16 protein-coding genes are annotated in these 20,202 nt (G+C 62.4%); 12 read left to right on the top strand and 4 right to left on the bottom strand.

The features are described 5' to 3' along the window. Positions 1–23: 23 nt before the first annotated feature. Positions 24–1,352: an MFS transporter gene (locus tag ACNAOU_RS10700; RefSeq protein WP_422758629.1), complete on the top strand. Its 1,329-nt coding sequence runs from the start codon at positions 24–26 to the stop codon at positions 1,350–1,352. 15 nt (positions 1,353–1,367) lie between these two features. Here the strand turns inward: ACNAOU_RS10700 and ACNAOU_RS10705 are convergent, their stop codons facing one another. Genes ACNAOU_RS10705 through ACNAOU_RS10720 form a run of 4 tightly spaced genes read right to left on the bottom strand, consistent with a single transcriptional unit; the run spans position 1,368 to position 7,193 of the window. After that, the gene (locus ACNAOU_RS10705; protein ID WP_422758681.1) at positions 1,368–2,684 is read right to left on the bottom strand and encodes an alpha/beta fold hydrolase; all 1,317 of its coding nucleotides are present in this window, start codon (positions 2,682–2,684) and stop codon (positions 1,368–1,370) included. A 13-nt stretch (positions 2,685–2,697) separates the two neighbouring features. Then, positions 2,698–3,210 (bottom strand): GNAT family N-acetyltransferase, encoded by a 513-nt coding sequence (locus tag ACNAOU_RS10710; protein WP_422758630.1) that lies wholly within the window; start codon positions 3,208–3,210, stop codon positions 2,698–2,700. Positions 3,211–3,239: 29 nt separating this feature from the next. After that, positions 3,240–4,646: a CoA transferase gene (locus ACNAOU_RS10715; RefSeq protein ID WP_422758631.1), complete on the bottom strand. Its 1,407-nt coding sequence runs from the start codon at positions 4,644–4,646 to the stop codon at positions 3,240–3,242. 12 nt (positions 4,647–4,658) lie between these two features. Continuing rightward, entirely contained in the window at positions 4,659–7,193 is a 2,535-nt protein-coding gene (locus ACNAOU_RS10720) for a DEAD/DEAH box helicase (RefSeq protein ID WP_422758632.1), read from the bottom strand. 70 nt (positions 7,194–7,263) lie between these two features. On the opposite strand from ACNAOU_RS10720, the gene ACNAOU_RS10725 reads away from it, so the two are divergent. The 11 genes from ACNAOU_RS10725 to gap all read left to right on the top strand — a co-directional run bounded on the left by ACNAOU_RS10725 (position 7,264) and on the right by gap (position 20,202). After that, complete coding sequence (locus tag ACNAOU_RS10725; protein ID WP_422758633.1) at positions 7,264–8,043, top strand: trans-aconitate 2-methyltransferase; 780 nt, start codon at positions 7,264–7,266, stop codon at positions 8,041–8,043. A gap of 148 nt (positions 8,044–8,191) precedes the next feature. Next, positions 8,192–8,572, top strand: a complete 381-nt coding sequence (locus ACNAOU_RS10730; RefSeq protein ID WP_018777547.1) for a GntR family transcriptional regulator — start codon at positions 8,192–8,194, stop codon at positions 8,570–8,572. A 65-nt stretch (positions 8,573–8,637) separates the two neighbouring features. Then, a complete protein-coding gene (gene uvrA, locus ACNAOU_RS10735) occupies positions 8,638–11,565 on the top strand; it encodes an excinuclease ABC subunit UvrA (protein WP_039241209.1) in 2,928 nt (975 codons plus the stop codon). 61 nt (positions 11,566–11,626) lie between these two features. Continuing rightward, on the top strand, positions 11,627–12,343 hold the full coding sequence (locus tag ACNAOU_RS10740) for an HAD hydrolase-like protein (RefSeq protein WP_018777549.1): 717 nt from the start codon (positions 11,627–11,629) through the stop codon (positions 12,341–12,343). Further along, positions 12,330–12,998 (top strand): lysophospholipid acyltransferase family protein, encoded by a 669-nt coding sequence (locus tag ACNAOU_RS10745; protein WP_018777550.1) that lies wholly within the window; start codon positions 12,330–12,332, stop codon positions 12,996–12,998. The genes ACNAOU_RS10740 and ACNAOU_RS10745 overlap by 14 nt, the downstream gene beginning before the upstream one ends. A 57-nt stretch (positions 12,999–13,055) precedes the next feature. After that, positions 13,056–15,071, top strand: a complete 2,016-nt coding sequence (gene uvrC, locus ACNAOU_RS10750) for an excinuclease ABC subunit UvrC (RefSeq protein WP_064722113.1) — start codon at positions 13,056–13,058, stop codon at positions 15,069–15,071. 117 nt (positions 15,072–15,188) lie between these two features. Continuing rightward, positions 15,189–16,112, top strand: coding sequence for an RNase adapter RapZ (gene rapZ, locus ACNAOU_RS10755; RefSeq protein ID WP_018777552.1), 924 nt, complete (start codon positions 15,189–15,191; stop codon positions 16,110–16,112). Further along, entirely contained in the window at positions 16,112–17,131 is a 1,020-nt protein-coding gene (locus ACNAOU_RS10760; protein ID WP_018777553.1) for a gluconeogenesis factor YvcK family protein, read from the top strand. Before rapZ ends, ACNAOU_RS10760 begins: the two co-directional genes overlap by 1 nt. Before the next feature lie 9 nt (positions 17,132–17,140). Next, the gene (whiA, locus tag ACNAOU_RS10765; protein WP_235521726.1) at positions 17,141–18,121 is read left to right on the top strand and encodes a DNA-binding protein WhiA; all 981 of its coding nucleotides are present in this window, start codon (positions 17,141–17,143) and stop codon (positions 18,119–18,121) included. 175 nt (positions 18,122–18,296) lie between these two features. Next, positions 18,297–18,920, top strand: a complete 624-nt coding sequence (locus ACNAOU_RS10770; protein WP_018777555.1) for a superoxide dismutase — start codon at positions 18,297–18,299, stop codon at positions 18,918–18,920. 271 nt (positions 18,921–19,191) lie between these two features. Then, positions 19,192–20,202 (top strand): type I glyceraldehyde-3-phosphate dehydrogenase, encoded by a 1,011-nt coding sequence (gene gap / locus ACNAOU_RS10775; RefSeq protein ID WP_018777556.1) that lies wholly within the window; start codon positions 19,192–19,194, stop codon positions 20,200–20,202.

Genomic DNA, 20,202 nt, shown 5'->3' on the forward strand with positions numbered 1-20,202 from the left:
ATCGAAAGTTGTAGTCTCATGGGGTGACTACCTCCCCAACTACGGCGCTGGACCCACAACGGGTTCAGCGCCGTAGTGTTTTCCTGCTCAGTGCGTCCCAGCTCCTCAGCGGAGTTGGCAATGGAGCGACGCTTTCCATTGGCTCCCTGCTGGCTGTTGATCTGTCCGGCTCCGAGGCATGGGCAGGTTCCATCACTACCGTGTTAACCCTGGCGGCCGCCATTGCCGCCCTTCCGCTGGCGCGGCTGGCCGAAGCACGTGGACGCCGGGTGGGGCTGGTCACCGGCTTGGTAGCTGCCATGATCGGGGCACTCCTGTTCATAGTCGCCGTGATGGCCAGGTCATTCCCCGTCCTGGTACTGGGGGCAGCCTTCCTGGGCCTGGGCACTGCGGCAAACCTCCAGGCGCGGTTTGCTGCCGTAGACCTCGCCGAACCCGAACATCGCGGCAGGTCCCTGTCCACAGTGGTCTGGGCCATCACCATCGGAGCGGTTGCCGGGCCGAACCTCATCCAGCCAGGTGCCTTGGTGGGACAGGCTCTGGGGTTGCCGCCCATTGCAGGCCCCTTTGTCTTTTCCGCGGCAGGGCTCTTGCTGGCGGCGCTGCTTCTGTTCCTGGGGCTCAGGCCGGATCCCTTGTTGCTTGCCCGGCGGCTGGCATCAAGCGCCAACGATTCGGGCGGTACCGGGAGCATCCCCGTCAGGGGCACTGTCAGGTCCGGCCTACGGGCCGTTCGTTCCTCCCCGCAGGCCCTTCTGGCACTGGCCGCTGTTATCGCCGCCCACGGGGTCATGGTGGCGGTCATGTCCATGACGCCTCTTCACCTCCAGCAGCTGGTGGACGGATCCCATGCCGGCCACCACGGGGGAACCACCGACAGTACGGATGCTCTGGTGATTATCGGGGTCACCATTTCGCTTCATATTGCCGGCATGTTCGCCTTGTCGCCGGTGTGGGGATGGCTGACGGACAAGGCCGGCCGGCTGCAGACCATTGCCATCGGGCACGGCCTGCTGCTGGTGGCCGTGTTCATCGCCGGCTTCGGGCAGCACGAACCCACGCTTGTCACTGCAGGATTGATCCTTCTGGGCCTGGGTTGGTCCGCAGCCACCATCGCTGGTTCGACAATGCTGGCTGAAAGCGTCAGCCAGGATGAGCGGGTCACCGTCCAAGGAGTCTCGGACACCTTGATGGGCGCTGCGGGGGCAATCGGGGGCGCCACCTCCGGCCTTCTCCTCGCGTGGATTGGCTACCAGGGCCTCAACGTGGCGTCCAGCTTAGTGGCTGCAGCAGTCCTTGCCCTGACTCTGGCCATGGCTCTTCGGCGCCGCCCGGGCGTGAGCAGCCGCTGAAGCTCAGCCAAGCGGTCAGCGTGCGCCACGGACCATGCCCAAAAGCCGTTTGAAGATGCCTTCACCATCTTCCGCGATACCGTCGTGGTGGAAATCGGACGTAACCCATGCCTGGAGCCCGCGAACGGCCGCAGCGGTTTCAAGTGACAAATCGTGGTCCACGTAGATGTCATCCTTGTACACTGCCGCAGCCACGGGAACCGGGTTCGCGGCCAAGGCGGCGGTGTCGTACAGCGGCTTCCAGTCTTTGCGGGCGGCAAGGATTTCCGCTACGTCGCGCAGGGGTGCAAGGGAGGGGTCCTGTTCGAAATACCAGGGATAAACCATTTCCCCGGTGAGCAGCGGCTGTTCGGCGCCTGGCTCGAACTCCGGATAATCCTCCAGGACCCGCCACGCCGCCCAGTTGGTTGCCTCGCCCTGGCCATAGATTGATTCATGCAGCACAGCGTAAAGGGGGTTGGCAGCCCTGCTGACAAGGCTTCGTACTTGCTCGAGGAACACTTCTGAGAGTCGCTCCCCGTTCAAGGTGTCGATGAACGCATCCTCCAGCAGATAGTGGAGCGAATCCACGCGGGTGTTACCTCCCAGGAACGATCCGACCATTTGGAACCGTTCCGGGGTCAACCGCTCACCGCTTGCCAGGAACTCGGGAGTCTTTTCCAAGTGCCGGACGATCCGGGTGACCCGTTCACGGTCTTCCGGGTACCAACCGAAGTATTCGGCGTTCCGTGCAGCAACGCGCTTGAAGGTCGCCTGGTAGACCCGGTCAGCGGGTCCTTCCAAGGGAGCCAGGCCTCCGGTGATCAGGACCTCGCGCAAACCCTCCGGCGCGAAGGACAGATAGGTCAAGGCACAGAACCCGCCGAAGGATTGGCCCATGACGGTCCAAGGGCCCGAGCCCAGGACGCCACGGATGAATTCTGCATCGGCAACAATCGAATCGGCCCGGAAGTGCGTCAGGTACTCAGCCTGGGCAGCAGCGTCGCCACGAAGCTCCAGCGTTTGCCGTTCAACGGGGGTGGAAAGACCGGTGCCGCGTTGGTCGAGCATCAGGATGCGGAAATCCCGCGCGGCTGCCTTCATCCAGCCGGCCAGAGAGGTTACCCGGTTCCCGCGTCCACCCGGACCTCCCTGCAGGAACAGCAGCCACGGCAGCTTGGACGCTTCGTCCGCGGTATGCGCCGTGGAGGAGTACTCCCGGGCAAAGACAGTGATCGTTTCACTGGTGGCTTCGTTGGCACCGGGGGAATGCACCAGGGGGACGGTGAAGTAGTGTTCAACCGTGCGTACGCCACGGAATTCGTGGCGGTTCAGGACGGTGTGTTCCGGCATTGAGGAGTGCGTTTCAGCCACGGGCAAACGATTCCTCTGACTGTCCGGCCTTCGTGCCGAAAGCTTCCAGGGCCTCTCCGGTGAGGCGGAAAGTGGACCATTCCTCCATGGGGAACGCGCCGAGTTTTTTATAGAAATTGATGGATGGTTCGTTCCAGTTCAGGACGCTCCATTCCACACGGGCGTAACCACGTTCGACGGCGGTCGCTGCCAAGTACTGAAGAAGCGCCTTCCCATGGCCCTCACCACGGGCGTCGGGTTCGACGTAAAGGTCCTCCAGGTAGATGCCGTGGACGCCTTCCCAGGTGGAGTAGTTCAAGAACCACAGCGCGAACCCCTGCACGGTGCCGGCAGCGTTTTCCGCAATCGTGGCAAAGACCCGCGGATTCTCGCCAAACAGCACCTCCGTGAGCTTTTCCGGGGTGTTCTTGACGGCGTCCGGCTCCTTTTCATAGATCGCCAGATCGTGGATCATGCGCAGGATCGCGGGGACATCGTCAACAGTGGCTTGGCGGATAACACTCATGCATTCGAGCTTACTAAAGGAAGCCCGCCTTACTGGCTCCACGCCACCGGGGATGTTCCATACCGCACAGGCGGCCGGCGATACTGCAGTTGCACGCCGTCCACCAACAGCGGCGGCCCCACGAACCGCAGCTGGCCATACGCACTCGGGGTCTCCCGATACGCAGGTTGGGGCAGCCGGGCGGCCTTTACGTCAGCTTGACGGGCCGGCAACCTGAACAGTTCCTCGGCGGTGCGTGCCAGCGACAAAGCCGCCATTCCTCCTGCCCCTGTCCTCAACCTCTCTGCCAACAGGGCCAGTACGGCAGCCGCCACTCCGTAGCCTGTGGCGTGGTCCAGGGCCTGCACCGGCAGCGCACCTGGCTTCCACCCGTCGTCGTCCAGATGCCCGTATTCTTCGGCGATGCCGCAGGCCGCCTGTACCAGGCTGTCGAAATCGCGCCGTTGTCTCCACGGCCCCGCGCTTCCCCAAGCCGACAGGGTCGCCACCACGAGGTCCGGCTTCCCGGCCAACAGGGTTTCAGCTCCCAGGCCAAATCTGTCCAGACCGCCGTTGCGGTAACCCGTCACGACGACGTCCGCGGTGGAGATCAGGTCTTTGACGGTCTCCAGTCCGGCAGCGTTCCCCAGGTCGGCCACGGCAGATCGCTTATCGAAACCGCCATCCACGAAAGCCTCCTCCAATTCCGGGAGGCCCGGAGGATCGATCCGCAGGACATCGGCTCCGAGCGCTCCGAGGAGCCGGGTCGCCGTCGGGCCTGCAATGACGCGGGTCAGGTCCAGAACCCGCAGGCCGGTGAGTGGCCGTTCAGGGTCCTTGGATGGCTTCCACGCGGCTGAGGCAGAAGAAACTGGTGAGGTGGTTGACGACATCTGCAGGGCGGTTGATGGGAGAAACCGGATCCACGGTTCATCAGAGAGCGCGCGGTGCATGGCGGAGGAGACCCATTCGCCACGGCGTCGGACCGCCGTTGCCACGCCCCGGTTGGCGTTGATGGCATCCTCGGCGTCCAGGGAGGTCATGGTCAGGAGTGCGTCGTCCACGTCCTGGGCGCTGTTCGCGCCCATCGCTTCCATCAGCCGCGCTGCGTGGTGAGGGTAGTTCGCGTGAAGGCGGATCCAGCCGTCCGAGGTCCGCCGAAAACCCGACGCCGGTGCGAAGCCCTGGGGTTTGGTGCCCGCGATCCGCAGGTGCGTCAGCGAATCGAACGAAGCAGCCACCGGCTCAGATGACGCTGAATACCTGCCCGCACAGCCTGTCAGGGCTTCCAGGGCAGTGGCTGCTGCCAACACTGAACCCAATGCAAGGCCCTCGACATCCAGCGCACCTTCCCACCAGCTTCTCAAACCCGGCAGGATCATCGGGGTCACGGGGGTTACCGAGCGCAAGGCCTCCAGGCTGCGCAGGCTGCTGGTCAGGTCGGGGACGGGTTCCATGGCTTCTTCGGGCTAGAGCCTGTTGACGTCGGTCACGCGGACTACGGCTGTGCCACTCTCATCGGACGCCGCCAGATCCACTTCGGCCGAGATACCCCAGTCATGGTTTCCCGCGGGGTCGTCGAAAATCTGTCGGACCTTCCACAGGCCCGGCTCCTCCGTGATAATCAGCAAACCGGGTCCACGCGCGTCCGGGCCGGTCCCGATGTCATCGTGTTCGTCGAAGTAGTCGTCCAGAACTTCTTCCCACCGCCCGGCGTCCCAGCCGGCGTCGGCGTCGAGTTCTCCCAAGGCACTGGAATCCTCGTCTGCGAAAAGTTCAACTCTGCGGAACATCTCATTCCGGACCATCACCCGGAAGGCCCGGATGTTCGAGGTCAACAGTGGCGGCGGGGGAGGAGGCGCATCGTGCGGTGTCGGAGCCAGCCCGGAGGTCAGTTCCTCCCATTCGTCCAGCAGGCTCGAGTCAACCTGACGCACGAGTTCTCCGAGCCAGGCAATGAGGTCTTCAAGATCCTCGCGCAGCAGGTCCTGGGGAACGGTCTGCCGAAGTGCCCGGAAACCGTCTGCAAGGTATCGCAGGACGATGCCCTCCGAGCGTGCCAGGCCGTAGAACTGCACGAACTCGCCAAAGTTCATGGCGCGCTCGTACATGTCCCGGATGATCGATTTTGGTGCGAGTTCGAAGTCGCCAACCCACGGCGCAGCTTTTCGATAGCCCTCGAACGCCTCACCAAGAATCCCGGCCAACGGCATGGGATAGGTCACTTCGTCCAGCATGGCCATGCGCTGCTCATATTCGATGCCGTCCGCCTTCATGGCGGCAACAGCTTCCCCGCGGGCCTTCTTCTGCTGTGCGGAAAGAATCTGGCGCGGCTTCTCCAAGGTCGACTCAATGACTGAAACGACGTCCAGTGCGTAGGAAGGCGACTCCGGATCAAGCAGTTCCAAGGCTGCTAGAGCGAAGGGGGACAGCGGCTGGTTGAGGGCGAAGTTGGCTTGGAGGTGAACCGTCAGCCGAACCGACCGTCCTTCAGCTTCCTGCTCGTCCTCGGGGATTCGTTCAACAACCCCGGCAGCCAACAGCTCCCGGTAGATCCCCAGTGCTTTCTTCATCAGCCGAAGTTGTGCAGGGCGGCTCTCGTGGTTCTCGCTGAGCAACCGCCGGGTGGCTTGGAAGGGGTCGCCCGGACGCTCCATCAGGTTGAGCAGCATCGCGTGCGTAACGGTGAAGCTGGACGTCAGCGGCTCAGGAATGGACTCGACGAGCTTCTTGAACGTGGGTTCGCCCCAGGACACGAATCCTTCCGGGGGCTTCTTCTTGACGACTTGCCGCAGCTTCTTCTGGTCATCACCGAACTTGGCAGTGGCCTTGGCCATGGCCTTGGTGTTCTCCACCACGTGATCCGGCGCCTGCACCACAACGGTGCCTGCGGTGTCGTAACCGGCGCGGCCGGCACGACCGGCAATCTGGTGGAACTCCCTCGAGTTAAGAGACCTGGTGCGTACGCCGTCGTACTTGCTCAAGGCCGTCAAGAGCACCGTCCTGATCGGAACGTTGATGCCCACGCCCAGGGTGTCCGTGCCACAAATGACCTTAAGCAGCCCGGCCTGGGCAAGCTGTTCCACCAAACGGCGGTATTTGGGCAGCATGCCCGCGTGGTGGACTCCGATGCCGTGGCGCACCAGCCGGTTGAGTGTCTTTCCAAAGCCTGCCGCGAACCGGAAGCCTGCGATCAGTTCGGCGATACGATCCTTCTCGGCCCTGCTGCACATGTTGATGCTCATGAGGTTCTGGGCACGTTCGATGGCTTCGGCCTGGCTGAAGTGCACCACGTACACGGGAACCTGCTTGGTGGAGAGCAGCTCTTCCAGGCTCTCGTGGACCGGGGTCAGCTGGTAGTAGTAATGCAGCGGAATAGGCCGCTCCGCGGAACTTACCGTTGTCGTAGTCCGGCCGGTCAGTTCCGTGAGGCCTGTTTCGAAGCGGGAGACGTCGCCAAGGGTGGCAGACATGAGGAGGAACTGGGCCTGGGGGAGTTCCAGGAGCGGCACTTGCCACGCCCAGCCGCGCTGGGGATCGGAGTAGAAGTGGAATTCGTCCATGACCACCGAGCCGAGTTCGGCCGCTGACCCTTCGCGGAGGGCTATGTTGGCCAGGATTTCCGCTGTGCAGCAGATGATGGGTGCATCCTGGTTGACGCCGGAATCGCCGGTGATCATTCCCACGTTTTCCGCACCGAAGATGTCGCACAAGGCAAAGAACTTCTCCGATACCAGTGCCTTGATGGGCGCCGTGTAGTAGCTGCGCTGGCCACGGGCCATGGCTTCGAAGTGGGCGGCGATGGCCACCAGGGACTTACCGGAACCTGTGGGCGTGGCAAGAATCACGTTGGCGCCGGAGGCGAGTTCCATGATCGCTTCATCCTGGGCCGGGTACAACTGCAGGCCACGGCTTTCAGTCCACTCGACAAACCGCGTGTAAACGTCATCCGGGTCCAGGGGACCTGTGGCGGTGGAACCAGGAAGCTGCTCAAGAAGTTTCATTGGTTTCCAGCTTAGTGCCCGGACAGTTTAGGCTCAGCCCAGCAGTGTTGCCCGGCTCCAGGAGGCTTTTATGAAGTGGAATCCATCCAAGTACGCCGAGTTCGGCAATCATCGGGACCGTCCGTTTCATGACCTGGTGGCGAGAATCCAAGCCGCTAAGCCCGGCCACGTGGTGGACCTGGGCTGCGGCCCTGGCAACATGACTGCCACTTTGGCGGACCGCTGGCCCGCGGCACACGTTGTTGGGATTGACTCGTCGCAGGAAATGCTGGCCAAAGCCGCGTCATTGACGGGTCATTACAGTGGGCTGTCCTTCAACCAGGGCGACATTGCTGAGTGGATGCCGGACAACGATGTCGACGTCGTGGTGACGAACGCTGCCCTCCAGTGGGTCCCCGGGCACCAGGAGATGCTCGCCGCCTGGCTCGAAGTGCTAAGGCCAGGCGCTTGGTTTGCCCTGCAGGTCCCGGGCAACTTTTCGTCGCCCTCCCACGCATTGATGCGTGAACTCGCCGGTTCGCCGCGATGGCGGACGCGACTGGATGGGGTTCTGCGGCACGATGACGCGGTGGGCAGCCCCGCGGACTACTTGGGCATAATGCTCGACGCCGGATGCTCGGCTGACGCATGGGAGACCACCTACCAGCAGGTACTTACGGGGGAGGAACCGGTGCTGGAATGGGTACGGGGCACAGGACTGCGACCCGTCCTTTCCGCCCTGCCCGCGCCCGAAGCCGACGCCTTCGAAAAGGAATACGCAGCCATGCTGCGCCAGGCCTACCCGTCGACGGCCCACGGTACGGTGTTTCCGTTCCGCCGTATTTTTGCGGTGGCGAGGAAGCACGCGTGAGCCGACATACATTTATGACCGGCCAGAGGAACACGCACCCTCATGTCTTGTCCCATGGTGGTGCCGCTGGTCTAATTCTCGGCATGGACCAAGGACGCAATCCGGATCTGCCGCCGACGGTGGCGCACGTGCCTGCCAGGAGCTCATCATGACGCCCGCAGGGGATTTCCCCGGGAGCTGGCGACCCAACGCCGGCAGTGCTGTGGCGCTCTTTGAACAGTTGAGGCTCCGCATCATCGAACTCGCAGATTCAGGCGTTCTCGCCGTGGGGTCGAAACTGCCGCCTGTCCGGAACCTGGCAGGTGTACTGGACGTGGCACCCCATACAGTCGCCCGCGCATATAAGGAGCTCGAAGCAGCCGGCGTTGTCGCTACCCGTGGACGCAACGGGACAGTAGTGTGTGCCCGCGATGACCGTTGGGGGGCACTGGCCGAAGTTGCCGCCCAGTACGCAGCTGCTGCCAAGGCCCAAGGCGCTTCCTTCGCCGAGGCAGTGCAGCTTTTCGCTGCCGCTTACGACGCCGATTGATACCGATCGGTAGCATGTGAGGCACGACATGGAAATTCGAAGAAGTTTTCGATTAGCATTGGTGGGTGCCCAAAGCCTTAGCTGAAGATACAGCCATCGATTCCCTGAACAGCGCTTCCGTCGTTTCTGATAACAAGCCAGCCAAGCCGGATCTGTCCCGCCTGGTGGTCAAGGGAGCCCGGGAACACAATCTGCGCAACGTGGATCTCGACCTCCCACGCGACGCCATGATCGTCTTCACCGGACTCTCTGGTTCCGGTAAGTCCTCCCTGGCTTTCGACACCATCTTCGCCGAAGGCCAGCGCCGGTACGTCGAATCATTGTCGGCGTATGCACGCCAGTTCCTTGGTCAGGTCGACAAGCCCGACGTTGACTTCATCGAAGGTCTCTCGCCTGCGGTGTCCATCGACCAGAAGTCCACCAGTAAGAACCCGCGTTCCACTGTGGGCACCATCACCGAAATCTACGACTACATGCGCTTGCTGTGGGCGCGCGTTGGCCGCCCGCACTGCCCGGTCTGCGGTGAGCCGATTACGCGGCAAACACCCCAGCAAATCGTCGACCAACTCCTGGAGTTGGAAACCGGCACCCGTTTCCAGGTCCTCGCTCCGGTCGTCCGCGGCCGGAAGGGTGAATTCGTTGACCTCTTCAAGGAGCTGACGGCCAAGGGTTACTCCCGTGCCCGGGTTGACGGCGAACTGGTCCAGTTGAACGATCCGCCCAAGTTGGGCAAGCAGTACAAACACACCATCGAAGTCGTTGTTGACCGCCTGGTGGTGAAGGAAGAGATCAGCCAACGGCTCACGGATTCCGTGGAGACTGCACTGGGCCTGGCCGAAGGCCGTGTCCTGGTTGAATTCGTGGACCTGGATGCTGAAGATCCCGCACGTATCCGTGCCTACTCCGAGAATCTGGCGTGCCCCAACGAGCACCCTCTGGCCATCGACGAGATCGAGCCGCGATCCTTCTCCTTCAACAACCCCTTCGGTGCCTGCTCTGCCTGCAGCGGCATCGGTACCAAGTTGGAAGTCGATGAGGAACTGATCGTTCCCAACCCGGAACTTTCGCTGGGCGAAGGCGCGATTGCTCCGTGGTCCCTGGGTACAGCGACCACGGAGTACTGGAACCGCCTCCTTGAAGGCCTCGCACACGAACTCGGCTTCTCCATGAAGACCCCGTGGGAGAAGCTCCCCAAGGATGTCCGGAACACGGTTCTTCACGGCAAGGACCACAAGGTCGTAGTCCAGTACAAGAACCGTTTCGGACGTGAGCGCAAGTACAGCACCGGCTTCGAAGGAGCCATCCAGTACGTTCACCGGAAGCACGGTGAAACGGACTCTGACTGGGCCCGCGACCGGTACGAAGAGTACATGCGCCAAATTCCTTGCCCCGAGTGCAACGGAGCCCGCCTGAACCCGGCATCGCTGTCCGTACTGATCAACGGGAAGTCCATCGCCGAGGTGGCCGCGCTCCCGATGCGGGAATGCGCAGAGTTCCTCGGAAGCCTGACGCTGACCAGCCGGGAAGCCCAGATCGCCAACCAGGTTCTCAAGGAGATCCAGGCCCGCCTGACGTTCCTTCTGGACGTTGGCCTGGAGTACCTCAATCTCGAGCGCCCTTCCGGCACACTGTCCGGCGGCGAGGCCCAGCGCATCCGGCTGGCCACGCAAATTGGCTCCGGCCTGGTCGGCGTCCTGTACGTCCTGGATGAGCCCTCCATCGGCTTGCACCAGCGCGATAACCGACGCCTTATCGAGACCCTCACACGGCTTCGGGACCTGGGCAATACGCTCATTGTGGTCGAACACGACGAAGACACCATCCACGAGGCCGACTGGGTGGTGGACATCGGACCCGGCGCCGGCGAGCACGGTGGCCAGGTCGTCCACTCCGGTACCTACAAGGAACTCCTCGAAAACACGCAGTCCCTCACCGGTGACTATCTCGCGGGACGCCGGAAGATCGATATTCCTGCCAAGCGCCGCAAGTACGACAAGAAGCGGGAGCTTAAGGTTGTTGGCGCCAGGGAGAACAACCTCAACAACGTTGACGCTACGTTCCCCCTCGGTCTGTTCACTGCGGTCACGGGTGTCAGTGGTTCGGGCAAGTCCACCTTGGTCAACGAGATCCTGTACAAGGTCCTCGCCAATAAGCTCAACGGAGCCAAGCAGGTAGCCGGACGCCACCGCTCCGTGGCCGGCCTGGAGCACCTGGACAAGGTAGTGCACGTCGACCAGAGCCCCATTGGCCGTACGCCGCGCTCCAACCCCGCCACCTACACGGGCGTGTTCGACAACATCCGCAAGCTGTTTGCGGAGACCACTGAAGCCAAGGTGCGCGGGTACCAGCCCGGTCGTTTCTCCTTCAACGTCAAGGGTGGCCGCTGCGAAGCCTGTTCCGGCGACGGCACGCTGAAGATCGAAATGAACTTCCTGCCTGACGTCTACGTTCCGTGCGAGGTCTGCCATGGGGCCCGGTACAACCGCGAGACGCTGGAGGTCCACTACAAGGGCAAGACCATCGCGGACGTCCTCAACATGCCCATTGAAGAAGGTGCGGAGTTCTTCGCCGCCTTCACCCCGATCGCACGGCATTTGAACACCCTTGTGGACGTTGGACTTGGCTACGTCAGGCTCGGCCAGCCCGCCACGACACTTTCCGGCGGCGAGGCCCAGCGCGTGAAGCTGGCTGCGGAGCTCCAGAAGCGTTCCAACGGCCGCAGCATCTATGTGCTGGACGAGCCCACCACGGGATTGCATTTCGAAGACATCAGGAAATTGCTGATGGTCCTCCAGGGCCTTGTGGACAAGGGCAACACCGTCATTACCATCGAGCACAACCTGGACGTCATCAAGTCGGCGGACTGGATCGTGGACCTTGGCCCCAATGGTGGTTCCGGCGGCGGACGAATCGTCGCGACCGGAACCCCGGAGCAAGTAGCGAAATCCACGGAGAGCCACACTGCCACCTTCCTGGCTGAGATTCTGGGTTAGAAGTATTCCGGTAGCGGCATGCGAGTTTCAGGCATGCCGCTACTCGTGAGAAACTAACCCGGTGACTCAAACAAAGGTGCCCGTAATATTCGATCTGGACGGCACCCTTGTCGATCCTGCCGGCGGTATCACCGGAGGCATTTCGCTCGCCCTCCAGGAAATGGGCCTTCCTGTTCCGGAACAGGCCGTACTGAATTCCATGGTGGGTCCCAAGCTCAGTGATTCCCTTCTGCATTTGGCTGGCGTTCCCGGCGAATTGGTGGATGAGACCATTCACCGTTATCGGCGTCACTACAAGGAAACCGGTATTGGTCAAAGCCGGCTTTATCCGGGAGTATTCGACCTCCTGGAGTTCTTTGCCGAAAGCGGCCGCCCCGTAGCGGTGGCCACGCAAAAGCCACAGTCCATTGCGCGGCTCGTCCTCGACCACCACCGGATCGCGGACTTCTTTGTTTCAATCCGTGGTGCTGCTGATGACGAGTCCGCGAAGGCAAACACGGCACCGGGGAAGGTCGCGATCGTCGGGGCAGCCCTTGCCGATCTGCATTCCCAACCAGCGGTCATGGTGGGGGACAGGCATCAGGACGTCGCCGGGGCGATGGCCAACGGATTGGACTGCATCGGCGTCAGCTGGGGTTTCGCACCTGACGGCGAACTTGAAGAAGCGGGCGCCGTGGCTGTTGTCAGCACGGCCCTTGAACTGCGTACGCGAATTGAAGAACTTGATGCTGTCCGTGCGGCGGCCCTTAGCGAGGTACAAAACGATGGCAGTCTTTGATGCGATCCGGTGGACAACCCGCGGACTGATCTCGTCCACATGCCGGCCAACAGTCATCGGACTTGAAAATGTCCCCAAAAGCGGACCTTTCATCGTGGCACCAAACCACCTTTCCTTTCTGGACAGCGTGATCGTCCAGGCCTTGATGCCGCGGCCCGTTGCGTTCTTTGCCAAGGCCGAGTACTTCACCACCAAAGGTGTCAAGGGCGCCGTGATGAAGTCGTTCTTTGAAGCCGTGGGTTCAATTCCCGTGGAGCGCGGGGAGCAGGCGGCCAGTGTGCAGGCACTCAAGACCCTCCTGGACATCCTTGAAGCCGGGAAGGGCATCGGCATCTACCCCGAGGGTACCCGCTCCCGGGACGGGATCCTTTACCGCGGCCGAACAGGAGTAGGCTGGCTGGCCTTGACCACGGGCGCCCCGGTGATACCCGTTGGCCTCATCGGCACGGAAAAGCTGCAACCTGCGGACAAGAACGCCGTCCGACCGCAGCACTTCACCATGAAGGTCGGCGAACCGCTCTATTTCGAGAAGACGGGTCCTGACCATTCCCTCCCGGCCCGCCGGGAGGTCACTGACAAGATCATGGACGCGATTGCACTGCTCAGCGGGCAGGAACGTTCTGGCAGCTACAACCAGAGCAAGTCGGTGGACTAGGCTTCCCGCGCACTGCACTGGCGTTTAGCAGCCAGTCCGGTTCACTAGACTGGACGTGTGGCAGATCCATCAACTTACCGACCCCGGACCGGTGAAATCCCCACTACCCCGGGTGTCTACCGCTTCCGTGACCCCCATGGCCGGGTCATCTACGTGGGCAAAGCGAAGAACCTCCGTTCAAGGCTGAACTCTTACTTTGCCAACCCTGCGGGGCTGCTCCCCAAGACCCATGCGATGGTCCATGCAGCCAGCAGTGTTGAATGGACCGTGGTGGGCAGCGAGCTGGAATCCCTGCAACTTGAGTACACGTGGATCAAGGAATTCAAGCCTCGGTTCAATGTTGTTTTCCGCGACGACAAGACCTATCCCTACCTGGCCGTGACCATGGGGGAGAAATTCCCCCGGGTACAGGTCATGCGTGGCGAACGCAGGAAGGGCACCCGCTATTTTGGTCCCTATACGGCGGGGGCCATCAGGGAAACCATGGATACGCTCCTCAGGGTTTTCCCGGTCCGAAGCTGCAGCCCGGGAGTCTTCAAGCGGGCCGAAGCCAGCGGGCGCCCCTGCCTGCTGGGGTATATCGACAAATGCTCCGCGCCCTGCGTGGGCCGTGTGACTCCTGACGAGCATCGGGGGCTGGCCGAGGATTTTTGTTCCTTCATGGGCGGCGAGGCCAAGCGCTTCATCAGCCGTTTGGAAAAAGACATGGCAGCAGCCGTGGCGGAACTCGATTACGAGCGTGCTGCCGGGCTCCGTGATGACATCATTGCTTTGCGCAAGGTCTTCGAGCGCAACGCCGTGGTCCTTGCAGAGGATACTGATGCCGACGTCTTCGCATTGCACGATGACGAACTGGAAGCATCAGTCCAGGTGTTCCACGTCCGTGGAGGCCGGGTCCGCGGCCAGCGCGGCTGGGTGGTGGAGAAGGTGGAAGATGCCACCACCCCGGAACTGATTGAACATCTTCTCCAGCAGGTTTACGGCGAAGACAGCGAGGTTCAAGGCAGGATCCCCCGGGAAGTCCTGGTTCCGGAGAACCCCAGCAACCATGCCGAACTGACTGAATGGCTTGGCGGACTCCGTGGCGCCAAAGTGGACATCCGGGTTCCGCAGCGCGGGGACAAGGCCGCATTGATGTCCACGGTCCGTGAAAATGCCGAACAAGCCCTCAAACTCCACAAGACGCGGCGCGCGGGAGACATCACCGTCCGGTCCCTCGCGCTCCAGGAACTCCAGGAAGCCCTGGACATTCCGGTTCCCTTGCTGCGCATCGAGTGTTTCGATATTTCCCATGTCCAGGGCACCAACGTAGTGGCTTCCATGGTGGTGGTCGAAGACGGGCTTCCCAAGAAGGCCGACTACCGCAAGTTCTCCATCACGGGCGCGGCCGCTGCCGATGACACCGCGGCGATGCACGACGTCCTCACGCGGCGGTTCAAGCACTACCTGACGGACAAGGCCGCCCAGGTACCGGTCGTTTCGGGCGAGATCGTCAACCCCACCCGGTCCGTGTCCAGCGGCATGACGGACCCATCGACGTCGGATGCCACGATCCCGGCGCCCAAGGCCAAGTTTGCCTACCCGCCCAACCTCGTGGTGGTCGACGGCGGTCAGCCGCAGGTGAACGCAGCCGCGCGAGCCCTCGCCGAACTTGGCATCGACGACGTCTACGTCGTCGGACTCGCCAAGAGACTGGAAGAGGTCTGGCTTCCCGACAGCGACTTCCCGGTCATCCTGCCGCGGACTTCCCAAGGGCTGTACCTCCTTCAGCGTATCCGCGATGAAGCGCACAGGTTCGCCATCACCTTCCACCGGCAAAAACGCGGCAAGGCAATGACGGTGTCGGTCCTGGACGGAGTGCCTGGCCTCGGTGAGGCCAAGCGGAAGGCCCTCGTGTCGCACTTTGGGTCGCTTAAGAAAATCAAGGCAGCCTCGGTCGAGGAACTGACGTCCGCCAAGGGCATCGGTCCAGCCCTGGCCGCCGCAGTGGTCCAGCACTTGGGTTCCACTGCCGCGGATGGGGAGACCACTCCCGCAGTGAACATGACAACCGGCGAAATCATCGAATCTTAGCTAGGGTAAGAACTTGGCCGCTGCGGCAATTTCCGGCGCTGCGGTCAAGGGGTGCTCCGCCGTGTCCGGCGGGTGGCACAGGCAGCTATGACACTTCCGAAGAAACGGGGACAACTGATGGATGAGGCAATGGCTGGGTCCGGCACGGAGCAGGACGGCCTGACGCCAGTCAAGCCACCGGAGGCGGAGCTCCTGGTCGTCACCGGCATGTCGGGAGCGGGGCGCAGCACTGCGTCCGATGCCCTTGAGGACCACGGCTGGTATGTGGTGGACAACCTGCCTCCCCAGATGCTGGGCACCTTGGCTGAGATTGTCTCGCATGCTCCCAAGTCCATTCCCAAACTGGCAGTCGTGGTGGATGTCCGAAGCAAGGATCTCTTCACGGACATCCAAACGGCCTTGGGTGCGTTGAGCGCCAGCGGGATTACTTTCCGCGTGCTGTTCCTCGATGCCAATGATGATGTCCTCGTCCGCCGCTTCGAGCAGGGCCGGCGTCCGCACCCGCTGCAAGGCGGAGGCCGGATCCTCGACGGGATCGGCATCGAGCGGGAGGTCCTGCGCGAACTGCGCGAACACGCCGATGTAGTGCTGGACACCTCGGAGTTCAACGTCCACGGCCTGGCTACCGCCATCACCGAGCTCTTCAGCGACACGGGACCTGTGACTCTGCGGCTCAATGTCATGAGCTTCGGCTTCAAATACGGACTGCCTGTCGACGCAAACTTCGTGGCCGACGCCCGCTTTATCCCCAATCCCCACTGGGTGCCGCAACTCCGTCCCCACACCGGCCTGGACGAGGACGTAAGTGACTACGTGCTCGGCGCAGAGGGCGTGCAGGAATTCGTGGATCGTTATGTCCGGGCCCTGGAGCCTGTTCTGGACGGCTACCGCCAGGAGAACAAGCACTATGCAACCCTTGCCGTTGGCTGCACAGGAGGAAAGCATCGTTCGGTGGCTGTCGCCGTCGAGCTTTCCAAGCGCCTGGCCCAGTTTCCCCGCGTGACCGTAACCACCACCCACCGCGACCTGGGACGTGAGTAGTGGGTGTCCTGACGGGCCCGCTGCCCCTCATACCGCCCAAGGGAGTCCCCGGCAGCCAGCAGAAGAAGAGCCCGTCCGTGGTGGCTCTCGGCGGTGGGCACGGCCTGGCAGCGTCACTTTCGGCCCTCCGGCTGCTTACCTCGGAGCTGACTGCCATTGTCACGGTGGCAGACGACGGCGGATCGTCCGGGCGTCTGCGTGAGGAGTACGGCGTCCTCCCGCCCGGCGATCTGCGGATGGCGCTGAGCGCCCTCTGTGACGACACCGACTGGGGCCGCACCTGGCGTGATGTCATGCAGCATCGTTTCGACGCCGGAGGCAAGGCCAAGGGCGGCTCGTTGGACAACCACGCCATGGGCAACCTCCTCATCGTCACGCTGTGGGAGCTTCTGGGGGATACGGTTGCCGGCCTCAAATGGGCCGGTGCCCTTCTGGGCGCCCGCGGCCAGGTGCTTCCTATGTCCAGCATTCCGTTGACCATCGAGGGCAAGGCACGCACGGAACTTCCCGACGGGAGCCACCAACTGCAGACTGTGCGCGGGCAAGCGAAGTGCGCTGTCGCGGGCAAACTGGAAGAGGTCAAGCTGTTTCCCGAGGATGCCCCGGCATGCACGGAAGCCCTTACGGCAATAGAGCTCGCAGACTGGGTGATCCTTGGACCTGGCTCCTGGTACACCTCCGTGCTGCCCCACTTGCTGCTTCCCGAGCTGCGCCAAGCGCTCGGTGACACCGCCGCCAAGCGTTGCTTGACCATGAATCTGGACGTGGAGACCAAAGAGACCTCCGGCATGACCGCCGCAGACCACCTGGACGTCCTTCGGCGCTACGCCCCGGAGTTCAGTGTGGACGTCGTGCTTGCCGACCCGGCTGCCATCCAGGACCTCAAGGCCTTTGAAAAGGCCGCCGGGATGATCGGAGCCGAAGTGGTGTTGGGTAGAGTAGGGGCGTCGAGGCGCCGCCCAGTCCATGACCCATTGCTGCTGGCAGCGGCTTACCACGATATTTTCGGGAACAGTTAGGAATACGCGATGGCACTTACTGCGTCGGTCAAGGACGAACTGTCCCGGCTGGACATCAAGAAATCTTCGGTCCGCAAGGCAGAGGTCTCTGCAATGTTGCGCTTCGCGGGTGGCTTGCACATCATCTCCGGCCGGATCGTCATTGAGGCAGAGGTCGACCTCGCCTCGACCGCCAGGCGCCTGCGCGCCGCGATCGCCGAGGTCTACGGACATCAGAGCGAAATCATCGTGGTATCCGGGGGAGGCCTGCGCCGCGGGAGCCGCTATGTGGTCCGCGTCGTACGTGACGGAGAGGCTTTGGCACGTCAGACAGGCCTTCTGGATGGCCGTGGACGGCCGGTGCGCGGACTGCCGTCGGTAGTGGTCAACGGTTCTGCCGCGGACGCTGAAGCCGTGTGGCGCGGAGCTTTCCTTGCCCATGGTTCCCTCACCGAGCCAGGGCGGTCCTCGTCCCTGGAGGTGACATGCCCGGGTCCTGAATCCGCGCTTGCGCTGGTGGGCGCTGCCCGCCGTCTGGGCATCCAGGCCAAGGCACGCGAAGTCCGTGGCGTGGACAGGGTGGTCATCCGCGACGGAGACACCATCGCTACCCTGCTGACCAGGATGGGTGCCCATGATGCCCTGATGGTCTGGGAGGAACGCCGGATGCGGAAGGAAGTCAGGGCTACCGCCAATAGGCTGGCGAACTTTGATGACGCCAACCTGCGCCGCTCGGCCCAGGCTGCAGTGGCGGCCGGTGCCAGGGTGGACCGGGCCCTTGAGATACTGGGCGACGACGTCCCGGACCACCTTAAGTACGCGGGGGAGTTACGCGTGGCCCACAAGCAGGCCAGCCTGGATGAACTGGGCCGGCTTGCGGACCCGCCCATGACCAAGGACGCCATTGCCGGGCGCATCCGCCGTCTTCTCGCCATGGCCGACAAGCGTGCTTTGGACCTCGGAATTCCCGGGACTGAGGCAAATGTGACTCCCGAAATGATGGACGAGTAGTAAGCACCCATAGAATCGGGAAAGTGTGGAGGAAATACTGCGAGGCAACTGCTGGTTGACCCCGGTGGAGGCAAGAGCAGTTTACTTCCCCAAGGATTTCCGGCTGGTCCGCCGGTCGGATGAACATAACGAGAGTTACCAAACCGGACGTTAGTCCATTACATTGGAGGATTTCGTGACAGAGTACGTTCTGCCCGAGCTCGGCTACGACTACGCAGCACTTGAGCCGCACATTTCGGCAAAGATCATGGAGCTGCACCACAGCAAGCACCACGCTGCCTACGTTGCAGGCGCCAACAACGCCCTTGCCCAGCTGGCCGAGGCCCGCGACAAGGGTGACTTCGCCAACATCAACCGCCTCTCCAAGGACCTCGCGTTCCACACCGGCGGCCACATCAACCACTCCGTGTTCTGGAACAACATCTCCCCGGACGGCGGCGACAAGCCCGAGGGTGAGCTGGCCGCAGCCATCGATGACGCCTTCGGCTCCTTTGACGCTTTCCGCGCCCAGTTCACTGCAGCCGCTCTGGGCCTGCAGGGCTCCGGCTGGGCCTTCCTGGCCTACGAGCCCATCGGTGGGAACCTCCTCATCGAGCAGCTCTACGACCAGCAGGGCAACGTAGCCGTTGGCACCACCCCGCTGCTGATGTTGGACATGTGGGAGCACGCGTTCTACCTGGACTACGTCAACGTCAAGGCTGACTACGTCAAGGCCTTCTGGAACATCGTCAACTGGGCCGATGTCGCCAAGCGCTTCGAAGCCGCACGCACCAACGCCACGGGCCTCATCGTCCTGTAGCTGGTGAGCTTCGGTTCACGCCGATGTAACAAAAGTCACTTTTGGCGTGAATTGAAGCGAAATGCTGAAAAGCCTGCCTCCGCAGTTGCGGGGGCAGGCTCAATTAAACGTAAGATGGATCACGGAAGGCGGTTAGCCTTCAGCAACGTGGCTGGTCGCCCTCCGATCTGATAATCACCTCTGCCCAACGACGTGCGGGGTCTGTTAGTTGGAAATATTTGATCCGACTCACTAGGCGTGCTTGCAAGAGCACCAAGGAGATTGACACATAGTGACCACCCGTATTGGTATCAACGGCTTCGGCCGCATCGGCCGTAACTACTTCCGCGCAGCACTGGCCCAGGGCGCAGACCTTGAGATCGTCGCAGTCAACGACCTCACCAGCCCTGAAACCCTCGCCCACCTCCTGAAGTATGACTCCGTCGGTGGACGCCTCGCCCAGACCGTGGAAGTTGTCGATGGAAACCTGGTAGTCGACGGCAAGTCCATCAAGGTGCTTGCCGAGCGCGATCCCGCGAACCTCCCTTGGGGCGATCTCGGCGTCGACATCGTGATCGAATCCACCGGCTTCTTCACCAAGGCCGCAGCAGCGCAGAAGCACATTGATGCCGGGGCCAAGAAGGTCCTCATCTCCGCACCTGCCAGCGACGAAGACATCACCATCGTCATGGGCGTCAACGACGAGCTTTACGACCCCGCGGCGCACAACATCATCTCCAACGCCTCCTGCACCACCAACTGCCTCGGCCCGCTGGCCAAGGTCGTAAACGACGCGTTCGGCATCGAGCGTGGCCTCATGACTACGGTCCACGCCTACACGGCTGACCAGAACCTGCAGGACGGCCCTCACGGCGATCTTCGCCGCGCACGCGCCGCAGCCATCAACATGGTTCCCACCTCAACCGGTGCAGCCAAGGCAATTGGCCTGGTCCTGCCGGAGCTCAAGGGCAAACTCGACGGCTACGCCATCCGCGTACCGGTCCCCACCGGCTCGGCCACGGACCTCACGGTCACCGTTTCCCGCGAAGTCACGGTTGAGGAAGTCAACGCAGCCGTCAAGGCAGCAGCCGAGTCCGAGCAGTGGGCCGGCATCCTGTCCTACACGGATGCGCCGATCGTTTCGTCGGACATCGTCGGGGACCCGGCGTCGTCCATCTTCGACTCCGGCCTGACCAAGGTCATCGGCAACCAGGTCAAGGTTGTTTCCTGGTATGACAACGAGTGGGGTTACTCCAACCGCCTCGTAGACCTCACGGAGCTCGTTGCATCCAAGCTGGGCTAG

It is taken from the genome of Paenarthrobacter sp. C1 (assembly GCF_049315185.1).
In the GTDB taxonomy this organism is placed as follows: Bacteria; Actinomycetota; Actinomycetes; order Actinomycetales; family Micrococcaceae; genus Arthrobacter; species Arthrobacter nicotinovorans.

Coding starts and splice junctions, on each gene's coding strand:
- rapZ (WP_018777552.1), top strand. CDS start 15,189: ATGGATGAGGCAATGGCTGGGTCCGGCACGGAGCAGGACGGCCTGACG.
- ACNAOU_RS10715 (WP_422758631.1), bottom strand. CDS start 4,646: ATGGAACCCGTCCCCGACCTGACCAGCAGCCTGCGCAGCCTGGAGGCC.
- ACNAOU_RS10720 (WP_422758632.1), bottom strand. CDS start 7,193: ATGAAACTTCTTGAGCAGCTTCCTGGTTCCACCGCCACAGGTCCCCTG.
- ACNAOU_RS10725 (WP_422758633.1), top strand. CDS start 7,264: ATGAAGTGGAATCCATCCAAGTACGCCGAGTTCGGCAATCATCGGGAC.
- ACNAOU_RS10710 (WP_422758630.1), bottom strand. CDS start 3,210: ATGAGTGTTATCCGCCAAGCCACTGTTGACGATGTCCCCGCGATCCTG.
- ACNAOU_RS10730 (WP_018777547.1), top strand. CDS start 8,192: ATGACGCCCGCAGGGGATTTCCCCGGGAGCTGGCGACCCAACGCCGGC.
- whiA (WP_235521726.1), top strand. CDS start 17,141: ATGGCACTTACTGCGTCGGTCAAGGACGAACTGTCCCGGCTGGACATC.
- ACNAOU_RS10745 (WP_018777550.1), top strand. CDS start 12,330: ATGGCAGTCTTTGATGCGATCCGGTGGACAACCCGCGGACTGATCTCG.
- ACNAOU_RS10705 (WP_422758681.1), bottom strand. CDS start 2,684: ATGCCGGAACACACCGTCCTGAACCGCCACGAATTCCGTGGCGTACGC.